The sequence below is a fragment of the Paenibacillus litoralis genome (assembly GCF_046244365.1).
Taxonomy (GTDB): domain Bacteria; phylum Bacillota; class Bacilli; order Paenibacillales; family NBRC-103111; genus Paenibacillus_V.
Window position 1 is genome coordinate 6,096,120 of record NZ_CP176395.1, and the last position, 21,049, is coordinate 6,117,168.

Below are 21,049 nucleotides of genomic sequence, written 5' to 3' on the forward strand. Positions count from 1 at the left end.
GCATCGAGGTTCACGTCGGCAAGTTCAAGAAGCTTGGCGGTTCGCGGGAAGAGATGATGGAAGCGATCGTCGCCGCCTCCGCCGTCAAAGCCGGAGCCGCGCTCAGTCACAGCGTCAATGCGCTTAACGCTTTCGATCCCCGCACAACCTGATGGCATCAGGCATGAGGCAAAAGAAAGGCTGCCCACCGATAAAGGGGGACAGCCTTTCTTCGTCGAACCGCTATTCGGAACAGAGATTCCGTACCGATTGCACTTACGTGGTCAAGCCTCTTTGAACATCGAAGGTTTTTCCTGATGAAGCTTCACGCTCATCACGAGTCCGATCGCGATCATGTTGATAAGCAGCGACGTACCTCCGTAGCTGACGAACGGCAGCGTGATCCCGGTAATCGGCATCAGCCCGATGAACATGCCGATGTTTTGGAACACTTGGAACACGTACATCGCCACAATCCCGACAATTAAGTACGAGCCGCTTAAATCGGTCGATTGGATCGAGATCAGAATCATCCTGTAGATGAGCAGAAAATACAACATGAGCAGCACGGCCCCTCCGACAAAGCCGAACTCTTCGCCGACGACGACGAAAATGGAATCCGAATACGCGAACGGGATAAAGTTTTTGTGAACCGAATTCCCTTTTAAATAGCCGTCGCCGGTAAGCAGACCGGAGCCGATGGCGATTTTGGCCCGCTTCGATTGATACTTCTCGTCCTCGGAAACTTGATCCGGCATGATGAACGTGTCAATCCGTTCCACCCAGTGCTTCTTGTTATGATCGACGGCAAATTGCTTGATATCGTCGTGAAAATGAATGAACAAATAAAAAAACAAGGTGAGAAAGGCGCCTACAACCGCCGTACCGATCAGAACATGCGTGTATTTGATATTGCCGATCCAATACAGCCCGAGCAGGATGACCAGGTAGATGACCGCGTTCCCGAGGTCCGGCTGGATAAGCACCAGCACGAACGGCACGAACACGATCACGCCTACCGGAATGACGTCTCCCAGCAGCCTCAGCTGTTCTCCGTTCCTCTTAGCCATATATGCCGATGCCGCGATGATGATGAGCAGCTTCACGAGTTCCGCCGGCTGAAACAAGAATCCGCCAGGAAGCTTAAACCAGCCCTTGGCCCCGTTGATTTCCGCGCCGAACAAATACACGGCTACAAGCAATAGGATGCCGAACCCGTAAGTAAACCAGGAGGTTTTAATAAAAATGCGAAAATCGAGCAGCGCCACTACTAAAAAAACGACGAAGCTGATCGTGTAAATGATCAAGCTTTTGCTGGCGGGAACCTTAATATCGGGATCGTTCAAGGTTGCGCTGTATACGAGCAGCGTGCTAATGACCGCAAAGGCGCATAACAGGAATACGATCGACCAGTCAATTTTTTTAATTTTGTCAAGCAAGGTGTATCATCCCATTCCGAAAATCTTTCTTACCTTGCTCATAAAGCCCGCACGCTCGTCAAGCGGCATGAGCGGAACCGAGTCGCCAAGCATGCGGCGTGCGATGTTGCGATAGGCGATGGAAGCTTTGGAGGACGGATTCATCACCGTCGGCTCCCCGATATTGACTGCTTTGATGACCGCTTCGTCGTCCGGCACAATACCGAGCAGCTCGACGGCGAGCACGGAGCAAATCTCGTCGATGTCCAGCATATCACCGCTGCGCACCATATTGTTGCGGACACGATTGATAAGCAGCTTGGGCGAATGAATCTTGTTCGTCTCGAGCAGCCCGATGACCCGGTCCGCATCGCGAACAGCCGTGCGCTCGGGAGTCGTTACGACGATTGCCTCTTCCGCTCCGGCAACGGCGTTTTTGAAGCCTTGCTCGATTCCGGCCGGACAGTCGATCAGGACGAAATCGAAGTCCTTCTTCAGCTCGAGGACGATATCGCGGACCTGCTCCGGCGTTACCGCGTCTTTGTCTTTCGTTTGGGCTGCAGGAAGCATGTACAGCTCATCAAAACGCTTGTCTTTCACGAGCGCCTGCTGCAGACGGCAGCGCCCCTCTACTACGTTGATCAAATCGTACACGATCCGGTTTTCGAGCCCCATGACAACGTCCAAATTGCGAAGTCCGATGTCGGTGTCGACCATGACGACCTTTTTCCCTTGCAGAGCCAAAGCGGTGCCGATATTAGCTGTCGATGTCGTTTTACCGACTCCGCCTTTGCCCGCCGTTACGACTATTGCTTTGCCCATTGTTCCACTCCCCTAATCCCCAAAAAGTGACGTTAACCTGTCGAAGCTTATTCCGATTACTTTTCGGGGAGCCCCAGAAACCTGCGAATCCCCTATTGTCCGACTACGAGCGAATGCGGGCGCAGCCGTTGCAGATGCTGGATCTTCTCGATCTCCATGACGTCGTCGCGCACGTAAGCGAACTCCATGTACAGGGTGCCCACTCCCCATTCGTCGGGCGGACGGCTGATCACTTCCGCAATGCGAAGCTGGGTCGGACATAGCTGCGAGGCCGCGATAATCGCCTCTTTATTGCCTTTCGTGCCGGCATGGGCTGACCCCCGAAGCGCTCCCAATACGTAAATATCGCCGGTAGCCGTTAACGTGCCTCCCGGATTGATGTCTCCGAGCAGCATGACGCTGCCTTCGTAGTTGACGATTTGTCCGGAGCGGATCATGCCTTTCATCACCGATAACGAAGATGCAGCAGCTTCCGTCTGAAGCGCCACTTCCGAGTCGATCGATTGAATGAGCAGATTGCCGCAGCTGGCGAAACGCTCGCGCAGCCGCTCTTTATCTTCGTCGCCGACATATCGCTTGCCGAGCTTAATCTGAACATGAATAAGCGGACCGCTCAAAAATTGCTGATGCGTTTTGCTGAGCTTATGCTCAAGCTCGTTCAACAGTTCGTCGAACGGGCATGTATCGTCCATCAGAAAGATCAGGCCGTCTTTCACGCCTTTGATCGTCACATGATGCTTTGCTGCGTTCATATGCCTACACGACCTCCTGACACATACAATTCTGCTTGACAACACCCATTTCCTTCTACGGGGCAAAATTATTCGTCTTCCGCTGCTTGCGGGAAGGCGAGCGGTTCAAGCAGCTTACGCATCGGAACATAGATCGCTAGAGCGATAAGCAAATCGACCAAGAGACTCGGGACCATTTGATAAAGAAACGTTTGTTCCACATCGTTATGCGTAATTTGAAAAATACGATAAATGCCGTAATGAATCCATAGAAAAACGAGATTGCCGATCGCAATCAAAAGAAGACTGCTAAAAATGCCACCGCGCGTGCGCTGTGCCAGCCAGCCCACCAAATAAGCGCAGAAGCCCAAACCAAACGAATACGTACCGATCATCGGTCCGTAATAGACGATATCGTGAAGCAGGCCGAAGCCCAGACCATAAACCACTCCGCGATGCCTTCCTAAAAAAACGGAAATATAAAGCACGGCGAGAAGAATCAGCTGAGGCGACACCGTCACTTTGGTTTGCCATACCACAGGAACAAGCAGCTGCAGAACCGTGCCTTCCAGCAAGAATACCAAAAAAAGCAGAGCGATCAGCCAGTGCTGACGCATCATTCCGTCCCTCCCCCGGGGCGGTCCACGACAAATACTTCGCGCAAATGACGGAAGCTGGCTTTCGGTTGAATCATCGCTTTATACGTGATGCCGAATTCGCCGACTTCTTTGGAAACGACCGTACCGATCTCCAGTCCCCGCGGGAATACTTGACCCAATCCGGACGTAACGACGGTATCGCCCACGTTAAACTCCTCGGACCTTTCGATTTTGGACAAAACAAGGAGCTGGGATTCGCCGACGAAACGCTCGATCAAGCCGAAAGACTCGGTTTCTTTCCCTTTAACGGTCGCTGCGATTCCTTTGGACATGTTGTTCGTATCGTCGATGTCGGTAAGCAGCTGTACGGTCGAACTGAAGTCCGATACGACCATGATCCGTCCGATCAGCCCGTCTACGGACATGACGGCCATGTTCAGCTTGATCCCGTCTTTCGCCCCGAGATTGATATTGATCGTCTTCACGATCGGGTCGGTGCTGACCGCGATTACTTCCGCCACCCGGTACGTATAATTATCCGATTGCTTTTGGCGCTCCGTAAACGCGAGCTGTTCCTTGAAGCGTTTGTTCTGCGCTTCCAGGTCGTTCAGCCGCATCGTATCGCGAGCATATTGGGAAAGCGTCATTTTCAAAATTTTGTTTTCCTCATACACGACCCGCAGGTTATGAATGTCCTCAAAGAAACCCGCTACGATGCCTGCGGGTTTGTAAAACAGCCCCTGTGTCCACGAAACGGTATCCTTAATGAACCGTTCGGGCCATGTCAGCTTTTCTCTTTTGACGATCGTAAGACCGAACAGCGCAATGAATACGATTAGAGCCACCATCAGGATGAGCAGCTTCTTATTCCCCATTAATTTAAACAAAACCAAACACCTTCTGCCCGTAAAGGTCGTTCACGAAGCGGCTCCCCTATTCGATTCCAAATGCGGGATGCCGCTTCCGAACGCTCGCGAATTATCTTCTTGACTTGCTGGCAGGACCGGATTTGAGCTTGAACAAATGAATGTTCTCAAGCGCGCGTCCCGTTCCGATGGCTACGCAATCCAGCGGGTTTTCCGCAACAAGCACCGGCATGCCGGTTTCTCGCGAGAGCAGCTTGTCCAGATTGCGAAGCAGACCTCCGCCCCCCGTTAGCACGATGCCCCGATCCATGATATCGGCGGCGAGCTCCGGCGGACATTTCTCAAGGGTGACTTTCACGGCATCCACGATGCTTCCCACCGTATCGGTCAGCGCATCGGTAATTTCGTCGGAGGTGACGGTGATCGTCTTCGGCAAGCCGGATACGAGGTCACGGCCGCGAATTTCCATCGTTTCGATCTTCTCCATCGGAAGCGCGGAGCCGACCTCCATTTTCAAGCTCTCCGAGGTTCTTTCGCCGATCATCAAATTATATGTGCGTTTAATGTATTGCATGATCGCTTCGTCCATTTCATCGCCGGCTACCCGAATAGAACGGCTCGTGACGATGCCGCCAAGCGAGATGACGGCCACCTCGGTCGTGCCGCCCCCGATATCGACAACCATGCTTCCGGTCGGCTCCCATACCGGCAGATCGGCGCCGATAGCCGCTGCAAACGGCTCCTCGATCGTGTACGCTTCGCGGGCGCCCGCTTGTCTGGTCGCATCCTCGACAGCACGCTTCTCGACGGCGGTTATGCCGGAAGGGACGCACACCATAACGGACGGGTGACGCTGGAACAAATAGCGCTGTTTTTGCGCCTGGCGAATAAAATATTTGATCATCGTCGCCGTCGTGTCAAAATCGGCAATGACGCCGTCCTTCATCGGCCTTACGGCGCGGATATTGCCCGGTGTGCGGCCAATCATCCTTTTGGCGGATTCGCCTACCGCTTCGATCGTTTTCGTATCGGTACGAAGCGCGACTACGGACGGTTCGCGCACGACGATGCCTTTTCCTTTAAGGTAAACGAGCGTATTCGCCGTTCCCAGATCGATTCCCAAGTCTTTCGTGAATCCACCAAACATGGTTATGCTCCCTTCAATAATGAAAGCCCTCTATTGCTTTCCCGAGTAATTATTATATTATACGAAACCTTTCTCCTTCAAACTAACGAAACGGTTGTCACCCACAATAACGTGGTCAAGCACTTCAATCCCGATAATCGTTCCCGCTTCCATCAGCTGCCGCGTAATCGCGATGTCTTCCGGACTCGGCGTCGGATCTCCGCTCGGATGATTGTGAACGCAAATGAGCGAAGCGCTGCTTCGCTGAATCGCCGCCCGAAACACTTCCCGCGGATGAACGATCGATGCGTTCAAGCTGCCTATCGACAACGTTTCCCGGCCAACGACATGATTTTTGGTATTCAGAAACAGACAGACAAAATGCTCTTTCTGCAAGTAGCGCAAGTCTTCCATCACAAGCGCGGCTACGTCCTGCGGCGAGCGGATCGTTACTTTGTCGTCCATCGTGCTGCGGGCGATCCTTTTGCCCAGTTCGATGCTTGCTTTGAGCTGCAATGCTTTTGCAGCGCCAATCCCTTTAATGCGCGTGAGCTGATCGACACTCGTTTCCACAAGATTGCGGAGCGAGCCCGTTTCCATCAGCACCCGCTGCGCGAGCGTAACCGCCGACTCCGCATACGTACCCGTACGCAGAAGAATGGCGAGCAGCTCGGCGTTGCTAAGCGACTGAGCCCCAAATTGCAGCATGCGTTCTCTCGGTCTATCCTCACTGGGGACATCGCGCAATGTGAAATTGTGCGACTCCATCAATTCCCCTCTTTCGTTCGGTTGTTACGGCACTCTTCATATCACAAAGCGGCACTTTTACTGCCACACCCCATTATAGCATGTTTTTGCCTGTACGACGAATCGTGTGGAAACTTCGCGATCGGACTCGTTTCGTGTCGCTGCAAACTTGCCGGACCCGTTGCAGTTTGCAGGTTTATCCGGTTTTTGAGGATTTGCGATGCCCTCATCTGTTGGCATACTCGACGCTTACGAGATGTAATGAACCTGCGTTCACTAATAGTGAAGCAAACTTCACTATTCAGGTCTGGAAGTGAGTTTAAGCTGCAAATAGTGAAGCAAAAGTCGCTATTTTGCCGTTACGTTCACTAATAATGAAGCTGGATTCACTATGTGACTGCAGCGAATGTTTTCGAAGGCTTTTAGTGAATTTAGGTTCATTATTAGTGAAGCATAGTTCACTATTTTGCCGCCGGTTACTCGGCGCTTAAGCACTGGCTTGCTCGTTTGGTGAAAACTGATCAATCATCAGTATGAATGGGTGCGGGGTGCGGGGTGCGGGGTGCGGGGTGCGGGGTGCGGGGTGCGGGGTGCGGGGTGCGGGGTGCGGGGTGCGGGGTGCGGGGTGCGGGGTGCGGGGTGCGGGGTGCGGGGTGCGGGGTGCGGGGTGCGGGGTGCGGGGTGCGGGGTGCGGGGTGCGGGGTGCGGGGTGCGGGGTGCGGGGTGCGGGGTGCGGGGTTAGCGGTTAGTCGGTTAGCTGGTCGGATCGCCGCTACCTTGGCCACATAAATAAAAAAGACGGAGCAACCAAGGAAATTCCCGGTTGACGACCGTCTTTTTAGATTAGTTGCAGATCGCATTTGTAAGCACCCGACCTGTTCGGAGCAAGCCGCCTTAAGGTAAGGTTTTACGGAGGACGGACAGCTCCACCCGGCGGTTTTTCTCTCTTCCTTCTTTCGTATCGTTAGGCGCTACGGGGCGGAACTCGCCTTGGCCGATGGCGCTGAATCTGCCCGGCTCGAGCTGCTTGTTCTGCTGGAGCACCTTCATAAAATTGATCGCCCGCTTGGCGCTCAAATCCCAGTTCGATTCGAACTCCCGGTTGCTGATCGGAATGTTGTCGGTATGGCCGGTCACCAGAATTTGATAGCCCGGGTACTGAATCAGGATGTCGGCAAGCGTCATCCCCAGTTTTTGCGCCTCCGGTCTTACCGCAGCGCTCCCTGATCCGAACAACGCGGTATCGCTGATCGTGATCGTCAGCTGCTTATCATCGAGCCCTACGGCCAGCTGCTCATCCATCCCTTTGTCGGCTATGTATTTCTCTATGCTTTCCTTCATCGCTTCCAGCTCTTTCGTTTCCTCTTCGAAGCGGCCGTCTCCTTCCGCCTTGCCCGATTGCTCCAGGTCCTGGCTCTTGGTCGTCTGCGGCTGAATCGGCTTCGGGAACTGCGAAATGCCCGGCTGATTCATCACGCCCACATTTCCGTTGAAGGCGGCGTTAACGGCTTGCATCAGCTCGCTGAACTTCTTGCTGTCCACTTGGCTGGCTGCGAACAAGACGATAAAGAGGGCGAGAAGGAGCGTCAGCAAATCGGCGTACGGAATCAGCCACGTTTCATCGATATGCTCCTCGTGATGCTCTTTCTTACGCTTACTCACCGGCTTTGCCCTCCCCGGCTTGTTTCTCTTCAGGGAATCGCTGCGACAACGGGATGAAGATCGACAGCTTCTGTTCGATCGCGATGCTCGAAACGCCCGATTGAATCGAGAGGAGCCCCTCGGCCATCATTAAGCGGATTTCCGTTTCCTTCTTCGACATTTGCTTCAGCTTGTTGGCCATCGGATGCCAGAGCACGTATCCGGAAAAAATCCCGAGCAGCGTCGCGATAAAAGCGGCGGCGATGGAATGGCCGAGCTTGTCCATCTCGTTCAGATTGCCGAGAGCCGCGACCAGTCCGACGACGGCCCCGAGAACGCCGAGCGTAGGGGCATACGTACCGGCCTGCGAGAACAAAGACGCTCCCGAGCGGTGACGTTCCTCCATCGCCCCGATATCCTCAAGCAGCACTTCTTTGACAAAATCGGGATCGTTGCCGTCGATAATCATTTTCATGCCGTATTTCATAAAAGGGTCGTCAATCGATTCTACTTTGCTCTCCAAGGCAAGCAGCCCTTCGCGGCGGGAAATGTTCGTCCATTCGATAAACGTTTGAATAAGCTCTTTTTTGTCTTGCAGTTTTTGGCCGACGAAAATTTTTTTCAGCAAAAACGGAAATTTTTTAATTTCCGGCATTTGAAAGCCGATAAACAAAGTAGCGGCCGTTCCGACGAAAATGATGAGGAACGCGGCGGGATTGACGAGCGCGCTAAGACTGGCTCCCTTCAGTACCATTCCGACTCCAACTGCAATAACCGCAAGAATAATTCCGATAATACTCGACTTCTCCATGTAGCTGCCAGCCCCCCAGGTTATGTAAGTGAAAATTCATGGTGTCGCGCCGTCAATGATCATCGATTGCGCTCTCCCTATTCTAGTTCTTCCGAACCAGTTCTTCAACATATTCTTATTACAAGGTTATAAGAACCCCTTTATGACCGAGCTTCATGCCGTAAAACGAAGAAAATCGACTGCCGTTAACCGTTCATCCCAATAAAAAAGACGGCCGACGCGGGCAATACCCGGACATCCGACGCGCCCAACCAGACGATAGCGGTAAGCTTATCCCATAATATTGGACAAATAGGCTCAACAAAGCGACGTTTGCCTTCGATGCTCATTCCGATTCCTTTGCGAGGAGCCCTAACAATCCCCCGCACAGCAACTTGTGCCTTCGATGCTCATTACGCATATTCAAATAAAAAAAGGCCGTCATGCCTGACGGTTCAGGCGGACGGCCTTGCTGTATGGGGTCTTACGAATGTCCGGCTACGGTACGGAAACGCGAGGATAGCAGCCGCATTTCCTCCCGGTATTTCACGACCGTCCTTCTTGCAAGTTGCACGCCTTCCGCCGAAAGCAAGTCGGCAATCCGTTGATCGGACAGAGGCGCCCTTTTGTCTTCCGCGTCGATCAGCTGCTTGATTCTCGATTTGACGCTTTCCGCGGAAGCGGCATCCTGTTCGCCGGCGACGCTGCCGGAGAAAAAATATTTCAGCTCATACAGCCCTTGCGGGGTAAGTGCATATTTATTGCGTACGGTTCGGCTGATCGTCGATTCGTGTAAGCCGAGTTTTTCTGCAATCGCTTTCATATTCATCGGACGCATGCGGGTAACGCCGTGAACCATAAAATCCCGCTGCTCTTCCACAATCGCTTCGATTACCCGGTAAAGCGTCGCGTTCCGCTGCTCGAGGCTTCGGATCAGCCATTTGGCCGTTTGCAGATGATCGCGCAAAAAGAGGTTGACTTCCTTGCTGCCGCCTGTCACGAGCATGCTTTGGTAACAGCCGCTCAGCGAAACCTGGGGAATAAGCGATTCGTTAAGCGTTATGACGAATTGGTCCCGCTCCGCGGCAACGACGGCATCGGGGACGATATATTTGCCGTTGCATTCGCTGTAGGCAAGGCCCGGGCGCGGGTCGAGCCGGCGAATATAGTCGAGCGCCCGGACGACGGCTTCCAGCGGCGCGCGCAGCGACTCCGCGATCTTTTTGAGCTTGCCGCCGCCCAGCTCCTGCAGGAAGCCGATTACGACAGGCGCGGCGAGCGGGTCCGCATCCGGGTCGCGTTCGATTTGCAGCAGCAGGCATTCCTGCAGATTGCGCGCGCCAACCCCCGCCGGCTCCAACGACTGAAGCAGCTTCAGTGCCGCTTCGGCACGTGCCGACGGCGCTTGCAGGACGGCGCAAACTTCCTCCAGCCCGATTTCCAAATACCCGTCTTCATTCAGGTTGCCCGCCAAGAACGCCGCAATTTTGCGCTTGCTATCGTTCCCTGCGGCTGTACGGAGTTGACTGATCAGTGCCGATTCCAACGTTTCCGGCTGGCAAGCGGCCTCCGTTCTCCCGTAGCCTTTCGCTCCGTTCCCCGAATAGGCGCTTGCGGAAACTCCGACTCCCCGGTTTTTGCGGGAATCACGCCATGATATGTCGAGCATCGGATTGAGCGTGGACTGCTCCTGCACGTATTCCGCGAGTTCGGATGCGGACAGCTGGAGCAAATGAATCGACTGCTGAAGCTGGACCGTCATGCCGAGCTTGAGCGATTGGGTTTGCGTCAGCGCAGATTTTAGCGCCATCACGGTTCACCGCCTTTATACGTTTGCTAATACGCTTTGTCCTTCATTATAACGGAGAGATGACAAGAAATCCCTGCATAAAAGATGGAAGCGTTATCATAAATACGGCAATTCGCACCTTTCCTTATTTCGAGGCGATGAACGCTCTCGGATCGGTCGTCCGAACGTCGCCTTGAGCCGCCCGTACTCTATCGCATAACCAAAATGAGGCATAAGGTTCGCGGTCCGAATGCGTCTTGCCCCCTCGATCGTCAGGAAGACGCAAACCGCATGTATGGAGTCGCAGGCGATAGAAAACAATCCGAGCAGCACGTAAGTCATCGGCCTCCCTCACTTTCACATTATTTGGCAACGATTGTCCGTTATGCGTTCGAATTTTCGAACGCTTACGCAATTTGCCGCCTATTTATAAGCAAGCAAATAACGTGCCAATAATGTCCAAGGAGCGAACCGGTTACTCATCTGCATGCCGAATGTCGTTACTTGGGCTGCACCCAGCCTTGCTCATAGACGTAACGCATAAGCTGAACCCGATTTTCCAAATGCAGCTTCTGCAAAATGTTTTTCATATGGTTCTTCACCGTATGCTCCGAAATGACCAGCTGTTCCGATATTTCCCGGTTCGATTTTCCGCGCGCCACCCATTCCAGTATTTCTCTCTCCCGCGCGGTCAGCGGTCCGCGTTCCTCGTGAACGGTTTGCTCTTTAGGCGTAAACTCCTGCAAAATACGGATGGCCAGCTCCTTCGACATCGGCGCTTCGTCGGTGACGATCGCCCGTAAATATTCGTGCCAAGAGGAAGGGTGCAAGTTTTTGAGCAGATATCCTTGGGCCCCTTTCTTCAGCGCTTCGAACAGATTGGCGATGTCGTCCGATACCGTTACGATCACGATCTTTACATAGGGAAACCGGCTCTTGATCGCTTTCGTCGCTTCCAGGCCGTCCATTTCCGGCATATGGATATCCATCAGCACGAGATCCGGCATCATCCGCTCCGTCATTTCTATCGCTTGCTTCGCGCTTTGCGCTTCGGCAACGACTTCGAACATCGTGTCGATGCTCAGAATATCGCGCATGCCTTCCCTCGCATGCGCCGAATCGTCCACGATCAGGACGCGGAACACATTATTCATCATTTCCCCTTCTTTCGAATGACCATCTTCGTTTCCTTCTCCAGACGCTCAAGCGTCAGCTCCCAACCCATTTCCTTCGCCCGGTCCCGTAAAATTTGCAAGCCGTACTTGTCCGGCATGGCAAAAGGATCTCCTCCCAAAAAGCCTCGTCCGTCGTCCGTAACGGTACACGCCCAGCCGCCGTCCGCCATCGTTTCGCATTCCGCGCTGACCCGTTCGGCTTGAGCATGCTTGCGTACGTTCAGCAGCGCCTCGCGCAGTGAAGCGTACAGCTCGACCTTTTCCTTGGCGGAAAGCCGCTCTTCGGGCAGCTCCCAGCGGAAGTCTACGGCCATTCCCGTATCGTTCGCCGTTTCGGCAATCAAGGATCGAATGGACTCCATCCACGGCATCGTATCAGGTACAGGAGGCTTTCGCAAATTGGCGATCGCCTGCCGGACGTATTCATTGACTTGATGCACCGTTTTGCGCAGCTTTCCGATCTGCACCGCATGGTTCTCGCTTCCTCCGCTGCGCTCCAGCTGGTCCACCTTGACCGACAGCAAAAAAAGCGATTGCGCAATGCCGTCATGCAGCTCCCGGGCAATCCTTTCGCGTTCCACAAGCGCCGCCTTCAGTGCGCGCTCCTTGTTCAGCTCCTCCTGTGTCGTTTCGAGAATCGAAAACAGCTTGACCGAAAGCGTCACCGTTACGACAAAAACCAGAATCGGCGCGAGCATGTTCCCGACCTCCATCGAAACGAGGGACATGAGCAAATCGTGCCTGACATACTCCCAAATCCCGATGGTAAGTGTCGGAATCGTTAAGATCAACCATTTGATTTCTTTATAGGACATCCGTTTCCCTCCAGCTCCATCAGACGACAACGCCAAAAATGCACCGTACGCCCGGCCGTCCTTTGAACAAAAAAGGCGGTTTTTGGGCAGACTGGTGCTTTCATTGTATAAACCTGTGTGAAACTTGTCCATGCTAAACAGAAGGAGGTGAATGCAAAATGGCAAAAGATGTATTGTGCGAAGTCAATTCCTGCAAATATTGGGCGAACGGTAACAAATGCAACGCTTCTTCCATCTATGTGGTCAGCCATCGCGGCAAACAGGCGGTAAATTCGGAAGAAACCGACTGCAAAACATTCGAATCGAAAATCTAGATCGAATGCCCTGTGCCTCAAAACCAATCTCAAGCTTTACGAAACGGGCAGCCTTCGGCAAAAGGCTGCCTGTTTTGTCGCTTCGGTAATCAGTATTACCAAGAATGATAATTATTATCACACATTTGCCTGATTCTCATATGCTTATCCCAACTGCTCAACATACGGAAAAGAGATGACGCCAACGTCATCTCTTTTTTGATGCCTGTCAAGGCAATGCAATATCGAACTCGGCAAGCATCCCGCTGAGCAAGTTTAAGGATAACCCGACGACGGAGTAGTAATCCCCGTCTATTCTGTCGACGAAAGTCGCGCCAAATCCTTGCGCCGCATAGCTCCCGGCCTTGTCCATCGGCTCGCCGGTCGCGATATACCGCCTGATTTGCGCGTCCGTCAGCGCCTGAAGCGTAACGTCGGTCTTCTTGTTGCGCACTAGCAGACGCCCCGAGCGGCGATCGATGCAGGCGATGCCCGTGTATACCTGATGTACGGCTCCTTGCAGAAGCTTCAGCATGCGGAATGCGTCTTCCTCGTCCGCCGGTTTGCCGTAGACAACGCCGTTCAACACCACAATGGTGTCTGCGCCGATAATAATGCCCGAGCCGTCTTCCTCGGCCAAACCTGAAGCCGTGTCGCGAACCGTTCCCGTGCTTTGGCTTTTAAGCAGTTCGTTAACGGCTTCCGCTTTGCGCAGCGCGAGCTGCTCCACCATTGCGGCCGGAGCCGTTCCTTCCTCCACCGTTTCGTCGGCATGACTGACGACGATACGAACGGGCAAACCAAGCATGCGAATAAGCTCCTGCCTTCTAGGCGAAGAGGAAGCTAGTATGAGCGTCATCTTTCTCTCCATTTTTCTTTCCTCCGATTGGTCTTCCGTCTCTGTACGATTCTCTTACAGCTTCCGGTAAATCCATATTGCAGCTATCATCATGATGATGCTGATTAAGTTAAGCCTGATTTCAAGCAGCAGATCGTAACGGATCACCTGCAAATCCGCTTTCGGATGCCAGTTGATTTCCGCCGACTTCGTCAGAAACGATATGCCCGGCACGGAAGCGAGCAGCTGCGTAATAATCGCCCCGGCGATCAGCCCGATGACGATGAACAAAATAAGTGTCCAGTTCGACTTTTTCATCCGCGTCTCTCCTCATTCTCGCCCACAAACTATCATTCCCATTATACGGATTCGGACAAACCAATACAATGAAAGCCTTCCTTAGCTATCGCGCCTATCCTCAAACGGCAATATCCGTCAAAATTCGGCAATAGGGAAATATTTCATGGAAAACGCTACCGCATCCTGTGATAAAATGAACGCTGGGGAGGTACAGCTTACGATGAGAAAGTTATGGGTAACCCTATGCGCAGCCACTTGCGCCATGATGGTGGCGGCAGCTCCCGCCTCCGCCTTTAAGGTCGTCGTCGACGCCGGTCACGGCGGACGCGATCCGGGAGCGGTAAGCGCGGGCGGACTGCAGGAGAAATACGTCAATCTGGACATCGCCCAGCGGCTTAAGAACGAACTGCTGAGCCGGGGATACGAGGTGTCGATGACGCGGGATTCGGACGTCTACCTGTCGCTCGCCGAGCGAGTCGAATTTACGAACGAACAGAATGCCGACATTTTCGTGTCGGTTCATGCGAACTCCCATCCGTCATCCTCAGCCAAAGGATCGATGGTCCTGTATTACGATGCGGCATATCCGCAAAACGACTACCCGTCGAGCGCGGAAATGACCGCCTGGAGCGATGTAAGTAAACTGCTGGCGCAGCAAACGCTTGACGGCGTCGTGCGAAGCGCCGGAACCGAAAACGACGGCCTCGTGCCGAGCGCCGTCTATGTCGTCAGGATGGGAACGATCCCGAGCGTGCTTGTGGAAACGGCATTCTTGTCCAACCGGTCGGATGCCGCACTACTGGCGGACGCATCGGTCAGGCAGTCAATGGCCGAAGGCATCGCGAAGGGCATCGCCGAATATGCGGCGCTTCCGTTCCCGGACATTACGAACCACTGGGCCAAATCCTCGATCATGCGGTTGAAGGAAAAAGGGATTGTCAACGGCATTAATCATTATTTTTACCCGGACAAGCCTCTCACCCGCGCCCAATTTGCCGCGATTCTCGATCGCGCCTTTCATTTCGAGGAACCGAAGCCCGGCCAGAGCGGCGTCTGCCCGAAACCAGCGGAAACGGCTAAACAAACCGCCGCGAACGTCTCGGTAACGGGAAGCGTATACGGCGGCGAATGCAGCCCCGTTCCTGCTTCCTTCCGCGATTTACCTGCTACATACTGGGCGTACGAAACGCTAATGAAAGCAGCCAAGCTGCGCTACATGGACGGTTACGCGGACGGCACGATTCGTCCGGACCAGCCGATTACCCGCGCGGAAGCCGCTGCTCTGCTCGACCGGATCGTCGGCTCGAAGCTGCCTGCAGCAACTTCCGGCTTCGACGATGTCGCGGATACCATGTGGGCGGCCAAAGCGATTGGAAGACTGCATGCCGCAGGCATCGTCGGCGGTGTAGCGGATAATCTGTTCGCGCCGTCCCGCACCATTACCCGCGGCGAAATCAGCGCGATGATGGACCGGTATTTAAGCCGCTAGTCCAGTAAACGCTTTTCCCGTATGAACCGAAACGTAAACGGCTCCTCGTCCGGATTCGATCCGCGACGATGGAGCCGTTTTGGCTTTCTACTTGTTGGAGGATACCGATTATGCCGCCGTCTGCTTCTGTTCCCCCGGCTTCTTCAGCTTAAACAGGGGAATGACGAATAGAAGACCGATGACGAACACGGCACCTGCCGCTACAAAAATGGCAAGCAGCGAAAACTGATCCTTGAGCCATCCCGAGACGCTCATCGCGAGGACCATCATGCCCATAAAAAACGGATTCAACACCCCGTTGACGCGGCCGATGAACGACTGCTCCGTGTTTTGCAGGATAAGCGTACTAATCCCGATCATAAAGCAAGGGAGGAAAAATCCCATAATGAATTGCGCGACTACCGTAAGCGGAATCGAAGTCGACATGCCCATCGCCGCCGCCGCGATCGCATCCGCGATCATCCCGATGGCCAGCAGTCTTTGCGGCGCGACCTTCTTCGACAGGGCGGCGATCAGTCCGCCGCCGATCAGCATGGCGATGCCGTTCACCATCATGAACCACTGCAGATTCTCCTTCGGCAAGCCTAGCCGTTCCGTGAGCACGAATACTCCGAGAGGCTGCATAGAGCCGCTGGCGAGTCCAATGGCGGCGAATGTGCCGGCAAGCCCGCTCAGAACGGCGCTCTTCCTTACGTATCCGATCCCTGCGCCAAGCTCCCGCCAGAAGCCTTCGGACGTCTGCGCCCGTTCTTCTTTGCGGTCAGCCGGGAGCTTCGTCAGTACGGCTGCGGATAACAGGAATGCGATTCCCGTTATGACGATGGACGTCTGAATGCCGAAGTTCTGATAAACGACCGATCCGATCGCGGGACCGGCAATCATGAAAATCGCAGTGATCGTTTGCAGAAGCGCCATCCCTTGCTGAACCTTCTCTGCCGGAACGTGCTGCTTGAACAGCTTCATGCCCGACGGCTGCGAAAACTGAGACAGGATAGCGGAGATGAATGTGGCGAAGAACACGGCCTTCCACGATCCGAGAAACAACGTGGCGAAGACGGCAAAGACGGAAACCGCGCTAAGCACGTCGCACCAGACCATCGTCCGCTTAGGACGCCAGCGGTCTGCGAACGTACCGCCGATGAAAGAGAACAGGAAGATTGGGGCGAACTCCGCCACCGAAATGAGAGATACGGCGTAAGGATCATTGCCGGTCTTCTCCATGACGAACAACAATACCGAAAAATTTCGTACCCAAATGCCGATTTGCAGCAGCACGTTGGACAATAGAATCGTACGCACGAATGCGTTCTGGAATAGGCCCTTTCCTGCGGCCTTGTCGTTATTCATTTTTCCACACCTTTCTTATGATAGCCGCGCTCGCCGTACGGCTGAAGCTCGTCGAGCCATTTACGCTCCAGCGCCTGCAGCTGCTTTTTGTAATCGCGGACGACATCGGCGCGCATCCCTTCGGGGCTCTTAATATCCCGGTAATCGAACAATACATCGTCTCCCGTGTCGAGCAGTTCCAATACCTCGATCGTAAAACGCGTCTCCCCGCAAACCTTCCATTCGCTTTGCAGCTCCTTGTTCCGATGAACGCCGCTCGTCAGCTGAAACCGCTGGCTGTTGATCGTTCCTTGGATGTTCGGACTGGGGATTAGCAGCAGTTTGCCGTTCTCTTCGTTGCGAATGCGAACAATGCCCATATCGCGCTTCGTTTGCTCATAATTCAACAATAACTCTTCTCTTCTGTTCATTTCTCTTCCTCCTGGATTCCATCCATTCTAAACTTTCACCCAATAGGCACTGCAATCCGGCTGCCGGTCCATAAAGCCGTACTCGATCATGTACCTGCGCAGCGTTACGTAGTCGGCGAACGCTTCCTTCAGCACCGCGTTCACTTCCTTCTCGGTATACGTGCGATTGATTTCAAACCGTTTGATCAAATGTCTCAGGATGGCGATTTTGCGCTTTTCCTTTCTGGGAAACTCGCTGATCGCTCCGTCCAGTCCGTCCTTGAAATACGTATTGAGAAACAACGCGTTTTCCTCTTCCGTTATCACGAATCTTTCATCCAAGACCGTCGCCGTCCGGTGGATCGGTATAAGCTGCTGCTGCTTCTCCGGCTTGTCGTTCATGAGCTCCATGATAGCCAGAAACACTTTGGCCTGCTTCGCTTTCTCCCGCAGCGTAAACCGGTGGTTGCGTATGGTGGAGGTGCTTCCTCCCTCCAGCTCCTTGACGATCTCCGCATCGCTCATCCCTTGTTGAAAGCTGTGAATAAGCTGCTTCTGAAGATCGGTCAAGCCGGTGAGCTTCTTATCGAGACTCATCAAGTAGTCGAACATCGACGTATGGGCTTCGGCAATATGATGGCGTACGTATTTCTTCGCTTCGTAAAATACGCCGTCATGCGGGTATACGATGCCTTCTTCAAACCGTCTGCTGCAAACCAGACAAATATAGGACTCGCTTGCTTCCTCATAAACGAATCCGCGCTTCATTTCATCTAAGGAAGCATTCCAAAACAATTCAGAAATATCTATCAAAACAAACACCTCTCGATATCGTTTATTTATTATATAGACATCATAATCGAATGTTTATTATTTTTCAAGCAATTCAAATCAATAAACCAAACATTTTTTATTTTCGTCTAGAAAATAAGCAAACCTATTAACCAAATCGTTTATTGGATAAAACATGCATAAGCATAGGGTTGTCCAGCCATACTAATCACATCTTATAAAAAGGAGGTACGCGTGCAATGCGTAAACTATCGACGGCGCTCGTTACGGCGGGATTGCTGGCTGCACTCGGCTTCGGCGGCATGCAGGCTTATGCGGACCACCACCAAGCGCAGGAAGAATCGGCCAAGGTCCAGTTGACGGATCAGCAAAAGAACGAGCTCGCAGCCCTGCATAAAGATATTTTGGCAAAGAAAAAAGAAGTCATCGGCAAATACGTCAAATTCGGCGTCATGTCCGAGGAAAAAGGCAAGCATGCGGTCGATCGCATGGAGAAGCGTTACGAGAAGCTGGAGCAGAACGGCTTCATTCCCAAATGGGACAAGCATCATAAACGGGAAAAGGACGAACACCGCAATCCATAGCTTCGTTCGATTTCGTTAAAGCATTCCGCAAACCGGAACCATCGGCCTGAGCCGATGGTTTCTTCCTTTTTCACCCAATTGTGGATTGTTCACATTTTTCTAATCTTAGCTTAAGTTCGGTTCGCTACAATATGTATTGTCGATATCGCATGCTAGGAGGAATGATAAATGGATTTTCGACGCTATTCCATACTTGCGCTGCTTGCCTGTATCGGACTCGCTTGGGCCTTCCCCGTTCATGCCGACTCTTCGCCTGAATGGACCGGTTACCGGATGATCGCGCACGCGATGGGCGGCATCAACGGCCATGACTATACGAATTCGTACGAGGCTTTCTTGGTGAATTATGAGAAAGGGCACCGCGTTTTCGAGGTGGATCTGATCTTGACGGAGGACGGCAAGCTGGCGGCCCGGCACGATTGGCTCGCTTATACGGCCGACCTGCTTCAGCCGGAGCTTCCCGAGGAGAAGAAGGGCGTATCGCTTACGCTCAGAGACTTTAAGGGAACGCCGATTCTGGAGAAATACAAGGCGCTTTCGTTCAAGGATATCGTCAAAATGATGCAGCAGTATCCGGATATTTATTTGGTGACCGATACGAAAGAAACCGATCCCGTGCTTGTGACCGAGCAGTTCCGGCTGATCAAGGAAGGCGCCGAAGCCGTCGATCCGGCGATCTTGAACCGCATAATTCCGGAGCTTTACACGGAAGATATGGTGAAGACGGTCATGGACATCTATCCGTTTCCCAATAAGCTGTACTCTCTGTACCAGTCTTCCGATCCGGATGAGGAAATATTGCGCTTCGTCCGCGAGAACGGCATTCAAACGGTCGCTATGCCGGTCGAAAGGGCGCAAATGATGCCGGAGCTGATGCAAGGTCTGAACGATCTCGCCGTCAAGACGTACGTTCACTCCGTGAACAGCGAGGAAGAAATTCGCGCGATGACCGCTTTGGGCGTTTATGGCGTCTATACGGACTTTCTGGGGAACGAGCAGGAGCGGTTTTTCGCGGACGGCGCGGCGCCTGCGATAGCCGGCGTACAGCAAACGGCTGCGACAATCATGCCGCGGGCTGAGACGTCGCATGCGGCCGAAGCGGCCAAAAGCCGGTGGGGAACGCTTGAAACGATTGCGGTTAGCGGTGCGTCCGGTTTTTTGATCGCTATGGTAACGCTGCGGTTTGCACTCGGTAAACGAAGCCGGTATAGCCGGTAAAATGAAAAAGGGGCTGCTCCCAAGCGCATCTGCGCTTGCGGAACGAGCCCCTTTGGTTTTAATCGTTCATGACCGCGGCTGGCGCCGCATCGATTTTATGGGCTGCCAGAGCCCTGCAGTGATTGTCGTCGCATATGCCGTACAACGTTTTGACGCCGTTCGTCGGAACGGTATCGATGATTTCCCCGCAGCATTGACAAAGGATGACGCCAAGCTGATGCTTCGTTACTGAAGTTTGTATTACCTCGCTAACGCTTCGCTCCATGATAACTCCACGCTCCCTTTTTCCGCTTTCGCGACATATTCGGCAAAATCGATGACCCGGCTTGCATAAGCCCACTCGTTGTCGTACCAGGCAAGCAGCTTGATTTGATTGTCTGCGACCATGAGCGACAAACCGTCGATTACCGCCGATTTGTCATTGCCCGTATAGTCGCTGGACACGAGCGGCAGCTCGTTATATTCCACGATTGGAGCGAGCTTTCCGCTGACCGCTTGCCGGATGGCATCCTTCACTTCCTCTTTCGTAACCGGCCGCTTCACCAGCGCAGTCAAGTCGACCAAAGATACGTCTTGCGTCGGCACGCGAAGGGAAATGCCCTGCACGCGGGAAGCCAGATGCGGCAGCACGCCTGCAAGCGCCTTGCCTACGCCCGTCGAGGTCGGAATGATCGATTGCGTGCAAGCGCGGGCTCTGCGCAAATCTTTATGCGGATTATCCATATGATTCTGGTCGTTCGTAAAGGCGTGCACCGTCGTCATCCAGCCTTGCTCGAGCTGAAACGCTTCATCGAGAATGTGGAGGATCGGCGCCAGGCAGTTCGTCGTACAGGAAGCCGTCGACAGCAGCCGATGCCGCTGGGGGTCGTAGGAAGCTTCATTCACGCCCATCACGACGGTTAGATCGACGCCGCTTCCGGGTGCTGTCAGGATGACCCGGCCCGCTCCGGCCGTCACATGCTTGGCGGCGCCTTGACGATCGTTGAACTTCCCGGTCGCGTCGATCGCGATATCGATGCCGAGCCGCTCCCAAGGCAGCTGAAGCGGATCCCGCTCCATCACGATGTCGATCGCCTGGCCGTTGATCAGGAGCCTTTTATCCTCTATGTCGATATCCGCATCCCATTTGCCGTGAACGGTATCGTATTTAAGCAGATGTGCAACGGTTTCCACCGGGCTCGTCGTATTTATCGCCGCAATTTCGGCAGCGGCCAAACCTTTACTAAACGCACGCCGCACTAGCAGCCTGCCGATTCTCCCCATACCGCTGATTGCCAATCTCCGTTTCATCGTCGACCCCC

At 53.5% G+C, this 21,049-nt stretch carries 24 protein-coding genes; 5 read left to right on the forward strand and 19 right to left on the reverse strand.

Features of this window, described 5'->3' with window-relative positions:
- Positions 1 to 2 precede the first annotated feature (2 nt).
- Positions 3 to 152 carry a hypothetical protein gene (locus ACKGJP_RS25810; protein WP_409347254.1) on the forward strand — a complete coding sequence of 50 codons (150 nt, stop codon included), beginning with the start codon at positions 3 to 5 and terminating at the stop codon, positions 150 to 152.
- A 111-nt stretch (positions 153 to 263) separates the two neighbouring features.
- Here the strand turns inward: ACKGJP_RS25810 and ACKGJP_RS25815 are convergent, their stop codons facing one another.
- From ACKGJP_RS25815 to ACKGJP_RS25870, 12 genes are all read right to left on the reverse strand, one after another.
- Positions 264 to 1,418, reverse strand: coding sequence for an FtsW/RodA/SpoVE family cell cycle protein (locus ACKGJP_RS25815; protein WP_409341655.1), 1,155 nt, complete (start codon positions 1,416 to 1,418; stop codon positions 264 to 266).
- A 6-nt stretch (positions 1,419 to 1,424) separates the two neighbouring features.
- A complete protein-coding gene (minD, locus tag ACKGJP_RS25820; protein ID WP_409341656.1) occupies positions 1,425 to 2,219 on the reverse strand; it encodes a septum site-determining protein MinD in 795 nt (264 codons plus the stop codon).
- A gap of 92 nt (positions 2,220 to 2,311) precedes the next feature.
- Positions 2,312 to 2,971, reverse strand: a complete 660-nt coding sequence (gene minC / locus ACKGJP_RS25825; RefSeq protein ID WP_409341657.1) for a septum site-determining protein MinC — start codon at positions 2,969 to 2,971, stop codon at positions 2,312 to 2,314.
- A 68-nt stretch (positions 2,972 to 3,039) separates the two neighbouring features.
- On the reverse strand, positions 3,040 to 3,570 hold the full coding sequence (mreD, locus tag ACKGJP_RS25830; RefSeq protein WP_409341658.1) for a rod shape-determining protein MreD: 531 nt from the start codon (positions 3,568 to 3,570) through the stop codon (positions 3,040 to 3,042).
- On the reverse strand, positions 3,567 to 4,436 hold the full coding sequence (gene mreC / locus ACKGJP_RS25835) for a rod shape-determining protein MreC (protein ID WP_409341659.1): 870 nt from the start codon (positions 4,434 to 4,436) through the stop codon (positions 3,567 to 3,569). Before mreC ends, mreD begins: the two co-directional genes overlap by 4 nt.
- Positions 4,437 to 4,527: 91 nt before the next feature.
- The gene (locus ACKGJP_RS25840; protein ID WP_409341660.1) at positions 4,528 to 5,562 is read right to left on the reverse strand and encodes a rod shape-determining protein; all 1,035 of its coding nucleotides are present in this window, start codon (positions 5,560 to 5,562) and stop codon (positions 4,528 to 4,530) included.
- A gap of 57 nt (positions 5,563 to 5,619) precedes the next feature.
- Positions 5,620 to 6,309 carry a RadC family protein gene (radC, locus tag ACKGJP_RS25845; protein ID WP_409341661.1) on the reverse strand — a complete coding sequence of 230 codons (690 nt, stop codon included), beginning with the start codon at positions 6,307 to 6,309 and terminating at the stop codon, positions 5,620 to 5,622.
- An 873-nt stretch (positions 6,310 to 7,182) separates the two neighbouring features.
- Positions 7,183 to 7,950, reverse strand: a complete 768-nt coding sequence (locus ACKGJP_RS25850; RefSeq protein ID WP_409341662.1) for a flagellar motor protein MotB — start codon at positions 7,948 to 7,950, stop codon at positions 7,183 to 7,185.
- Positions 7,943 to 8,740: a flagellar motor stator protein MotA gene (gene motA / locus ACKGJP_RS25855; protein WP_409341663.1), complete on the reverse strand. Its 798-nt coding sequence runs from the start codon at positions 8,738 to 8,740 to the stop codon at positions 7,943 to 7,945. The genes ACKGJP_RS25850 and motA overlap by 8 nt, the downstream gene beginning before the upstream one ends.
- Positions 8,741 to 9,203: 463 nt before the next feature.
- A complete protein-coding gene (gene rpoN / locus ACKGJP_RS25860) occupies positions 9,204 to 10,529 on the reverse strand; it encodes an RNA polymerase factor sigma-54 (RefSeq protein WP_409341664.1) in 1,326 nt (441 codons plus the stop codon).
- A gap of 479 nt (positions 10,530 to 11,008) precedes the next feature.
- On the reverse strand, positions 11,009 to 11,665 hold the full coding sequence (locus ACKGJP_RS25865; protein ID WP_409341665.1) for a response regulator: 657 nt from the start codon (positions 11,663 to 11,665) through the stop codon (positions 11,009 to 11,011).
- Complete coding sequence (locus ACKGJP_RS25870; protein ID WP_409341666.1) at positions 11,662 to 12,498, reverse strand: sensor histidine kinase; 837 nt, start codon at positions 12,496 to 12,498, stop codon at positions 11,662 to 11,664. Before ACKGJP_RS25870 ends, ACKGJP_RS25865 begins: the two co-directional genes overlap by 4 nt.
- Before the next feature lie 158 nt (positions 12,499 to 12,656).
- Between ACKGJP_RS25870 and ACKGJP_RS25875 the strand changes: the two genes are divergently transcribed.
- Complete coding sequence (locus ACKGJP_RS25875) at positions 12,657 to 12,812, forward strand: DUF1540 domain-containing protein (protein WP_409341667.1); 156 nt, start codon at positions 12,657 to 12,659, stop codon at positions 12,810 to 12,812.
- Positions 12,813 to 13,020: 208 nt separating this feature from the next.
- Here ACKGJP_RS25875 and ACKGJP_RS25880 read toward each other — a convergent pair whose 3' ends face one another.
- Together ACKGJP_RS25880 and ACKGJP_RS25885 are read right to left on the reverse strand one after the other, a co-directional pair.
- Complete coding sequence (locus tag ACKGJP_RS25880; protein ID WP_409341668.1) at positions 13,021 to 13,662, reverse strand: Maf family protein; 642 nt, start codon at positions 13,660 to 13,662, stop codon at positions 13,021 to 13,023.
- A gap of 42 nt (positions 13,663 to 13,704) precedes the next feature.
- Positions 13,705 to 13,947 carry a DUF4321 domain-containing protein gene (locus ACKGJP_RS25885; RefSeq protein WP_409341669.1) on the reverse strand — a complete coding sequence of 81 codons (243 nt, stop codon included), beginning with the start codon at positions 13,945 to 13,947 and terminating at the stop codon, positions 13,705 to 13,707.
- Positions 13,948 to 14,149: 202 nt separating this feature from the next.
- On the opposite strand from ACKGJP_RS25885, the gene ACKGJP_RS25890 reads away from it, so the two are divergent.
- A complete protein-coding gene (locus tag ACKGJP_RS25890; protein WP_409341670.1) occupies positions 14,150 to 15,418 on the forward strand; it encodes an N-acetylmuramoyl-L-alanine amidase in 1,269 nt (422 codons plus the stop codon).
- Between the two features lie 108 nt (positions 15,419 to 15,526).
- On the opposite strand, the gene ACKGJP_RS25895 is transcribed toward ACKGJP_RS25890, so the two are convergent.
- From ACKGJP_RS25895 to ACKGJP_RS25905, 3 genes are read right to left on the reverse strand one after another with little or no spacing between them, the layout of a single operon-like run.
- The gene (locus ACKGJP_RS25895; RefSeq protein ID WP_409341671.1) at positions 15,527 to 16,765 is read right to left on the reverse strand and encodes an MFS transporter; all 1,239 of its coding nucleotides are present in this window, start codon (positions 16,763 to 16,765) and stop codon (positions 15,527 to 15,529) included.
- Positions 16,762 to 17,175: a GIY-YIG nuclease family protein gene (locus tag ACKGJP_RS25900; RefSeq protein WP_409341672.1), complete on the reverse strand. Its 414-nt coding sequence runs from the start codon at positions 17,173 to 17,175 to the stop codon at positions 16,762 to 16,764. The genes ACKGJP_RS25895 and ACKGJP_RS25900 overlap by 4 nt, the downstream gene beginning before the upstream one ends.
- A 27-nt stretch (positions 17,176 to 17,202) precedes the next feature.
- A complete protein-coding gene (locus ACKGJP_RS25905) occupies positions 17,203 to 17,967 on the reverse strand; it encodes a DUF2087 domain-containing protein (RefSeq protein ID WP_409341673.1) in 765 nt (254 codons plus the stop codon).
- 218 nt (positions 17,968 to 18,185) lie between these two features.
- On the opposite strand from ACKGJP_RS25905, the gene ACKGJP_RS25910 reads away from it, so the two are divergent.
- Together ACKGJP_RS25910 and ACKGJP_RS25915 are read left to right on the forward strand one after the other, a co-directional pair.
- Complete coding sequence (locus ACKGJP_RS25910; protein WP_409341674.1) at positions 18,186 to 18,530, forward strand: YckD family protein; 345 nt, start codon at positions 18,186 to 18,188, stop codon at positions 18,528 to 18,530.
- 168 nt (positions 18,531 to 18,698) lie between these two features.
- Complete coding sequence (locus ACKGJP_RS25915) at positions 18,699 to 19,748, forward strand: phosphatidylinositol-specific phospholipase C/glycerophosphodiester phosphodiesterase family protein (RefSeq protein ID WP_409341675.1); 1,050 nt, start codon at positions 18,699 to 18,701, stop codon at positions 19,746 to 19,748.
- A 58-nt stretch (positions 19,749 to 19,806) separates the two neighbouring features.
- On the opposite strand, the gene ACKGJP_RS25920 is transcribed toward ACKGJP_RS25915, so the two are convergent.
- Complete coding sequence (locus tag ACKGJP_RS25920) at positions 19,807 to 20,013, reverse strand: GapA-binding peptide SR1P (protein ID WP_409341676.1); 207 nt, start codon at positions 20,011 to 20,013, stop codon at positions 19,807 to 19,809.
- Entirely contained in the window at positions 19,989 to 21,038 is a 1,050-nt protein-coding gene (gap, locus tag ACKGJP_RS25925; protein WP_409341677.1) for a type I glyceraldehyde-3-phosphate dehydrogenase, read from the reverse strand. Before gap ends, ACKGJP_RS25920 begins: the two co-directional genes overlap by 25 nt.
- Positions 21,039 to 21,049: the final 11 nt, after the last annotated feature.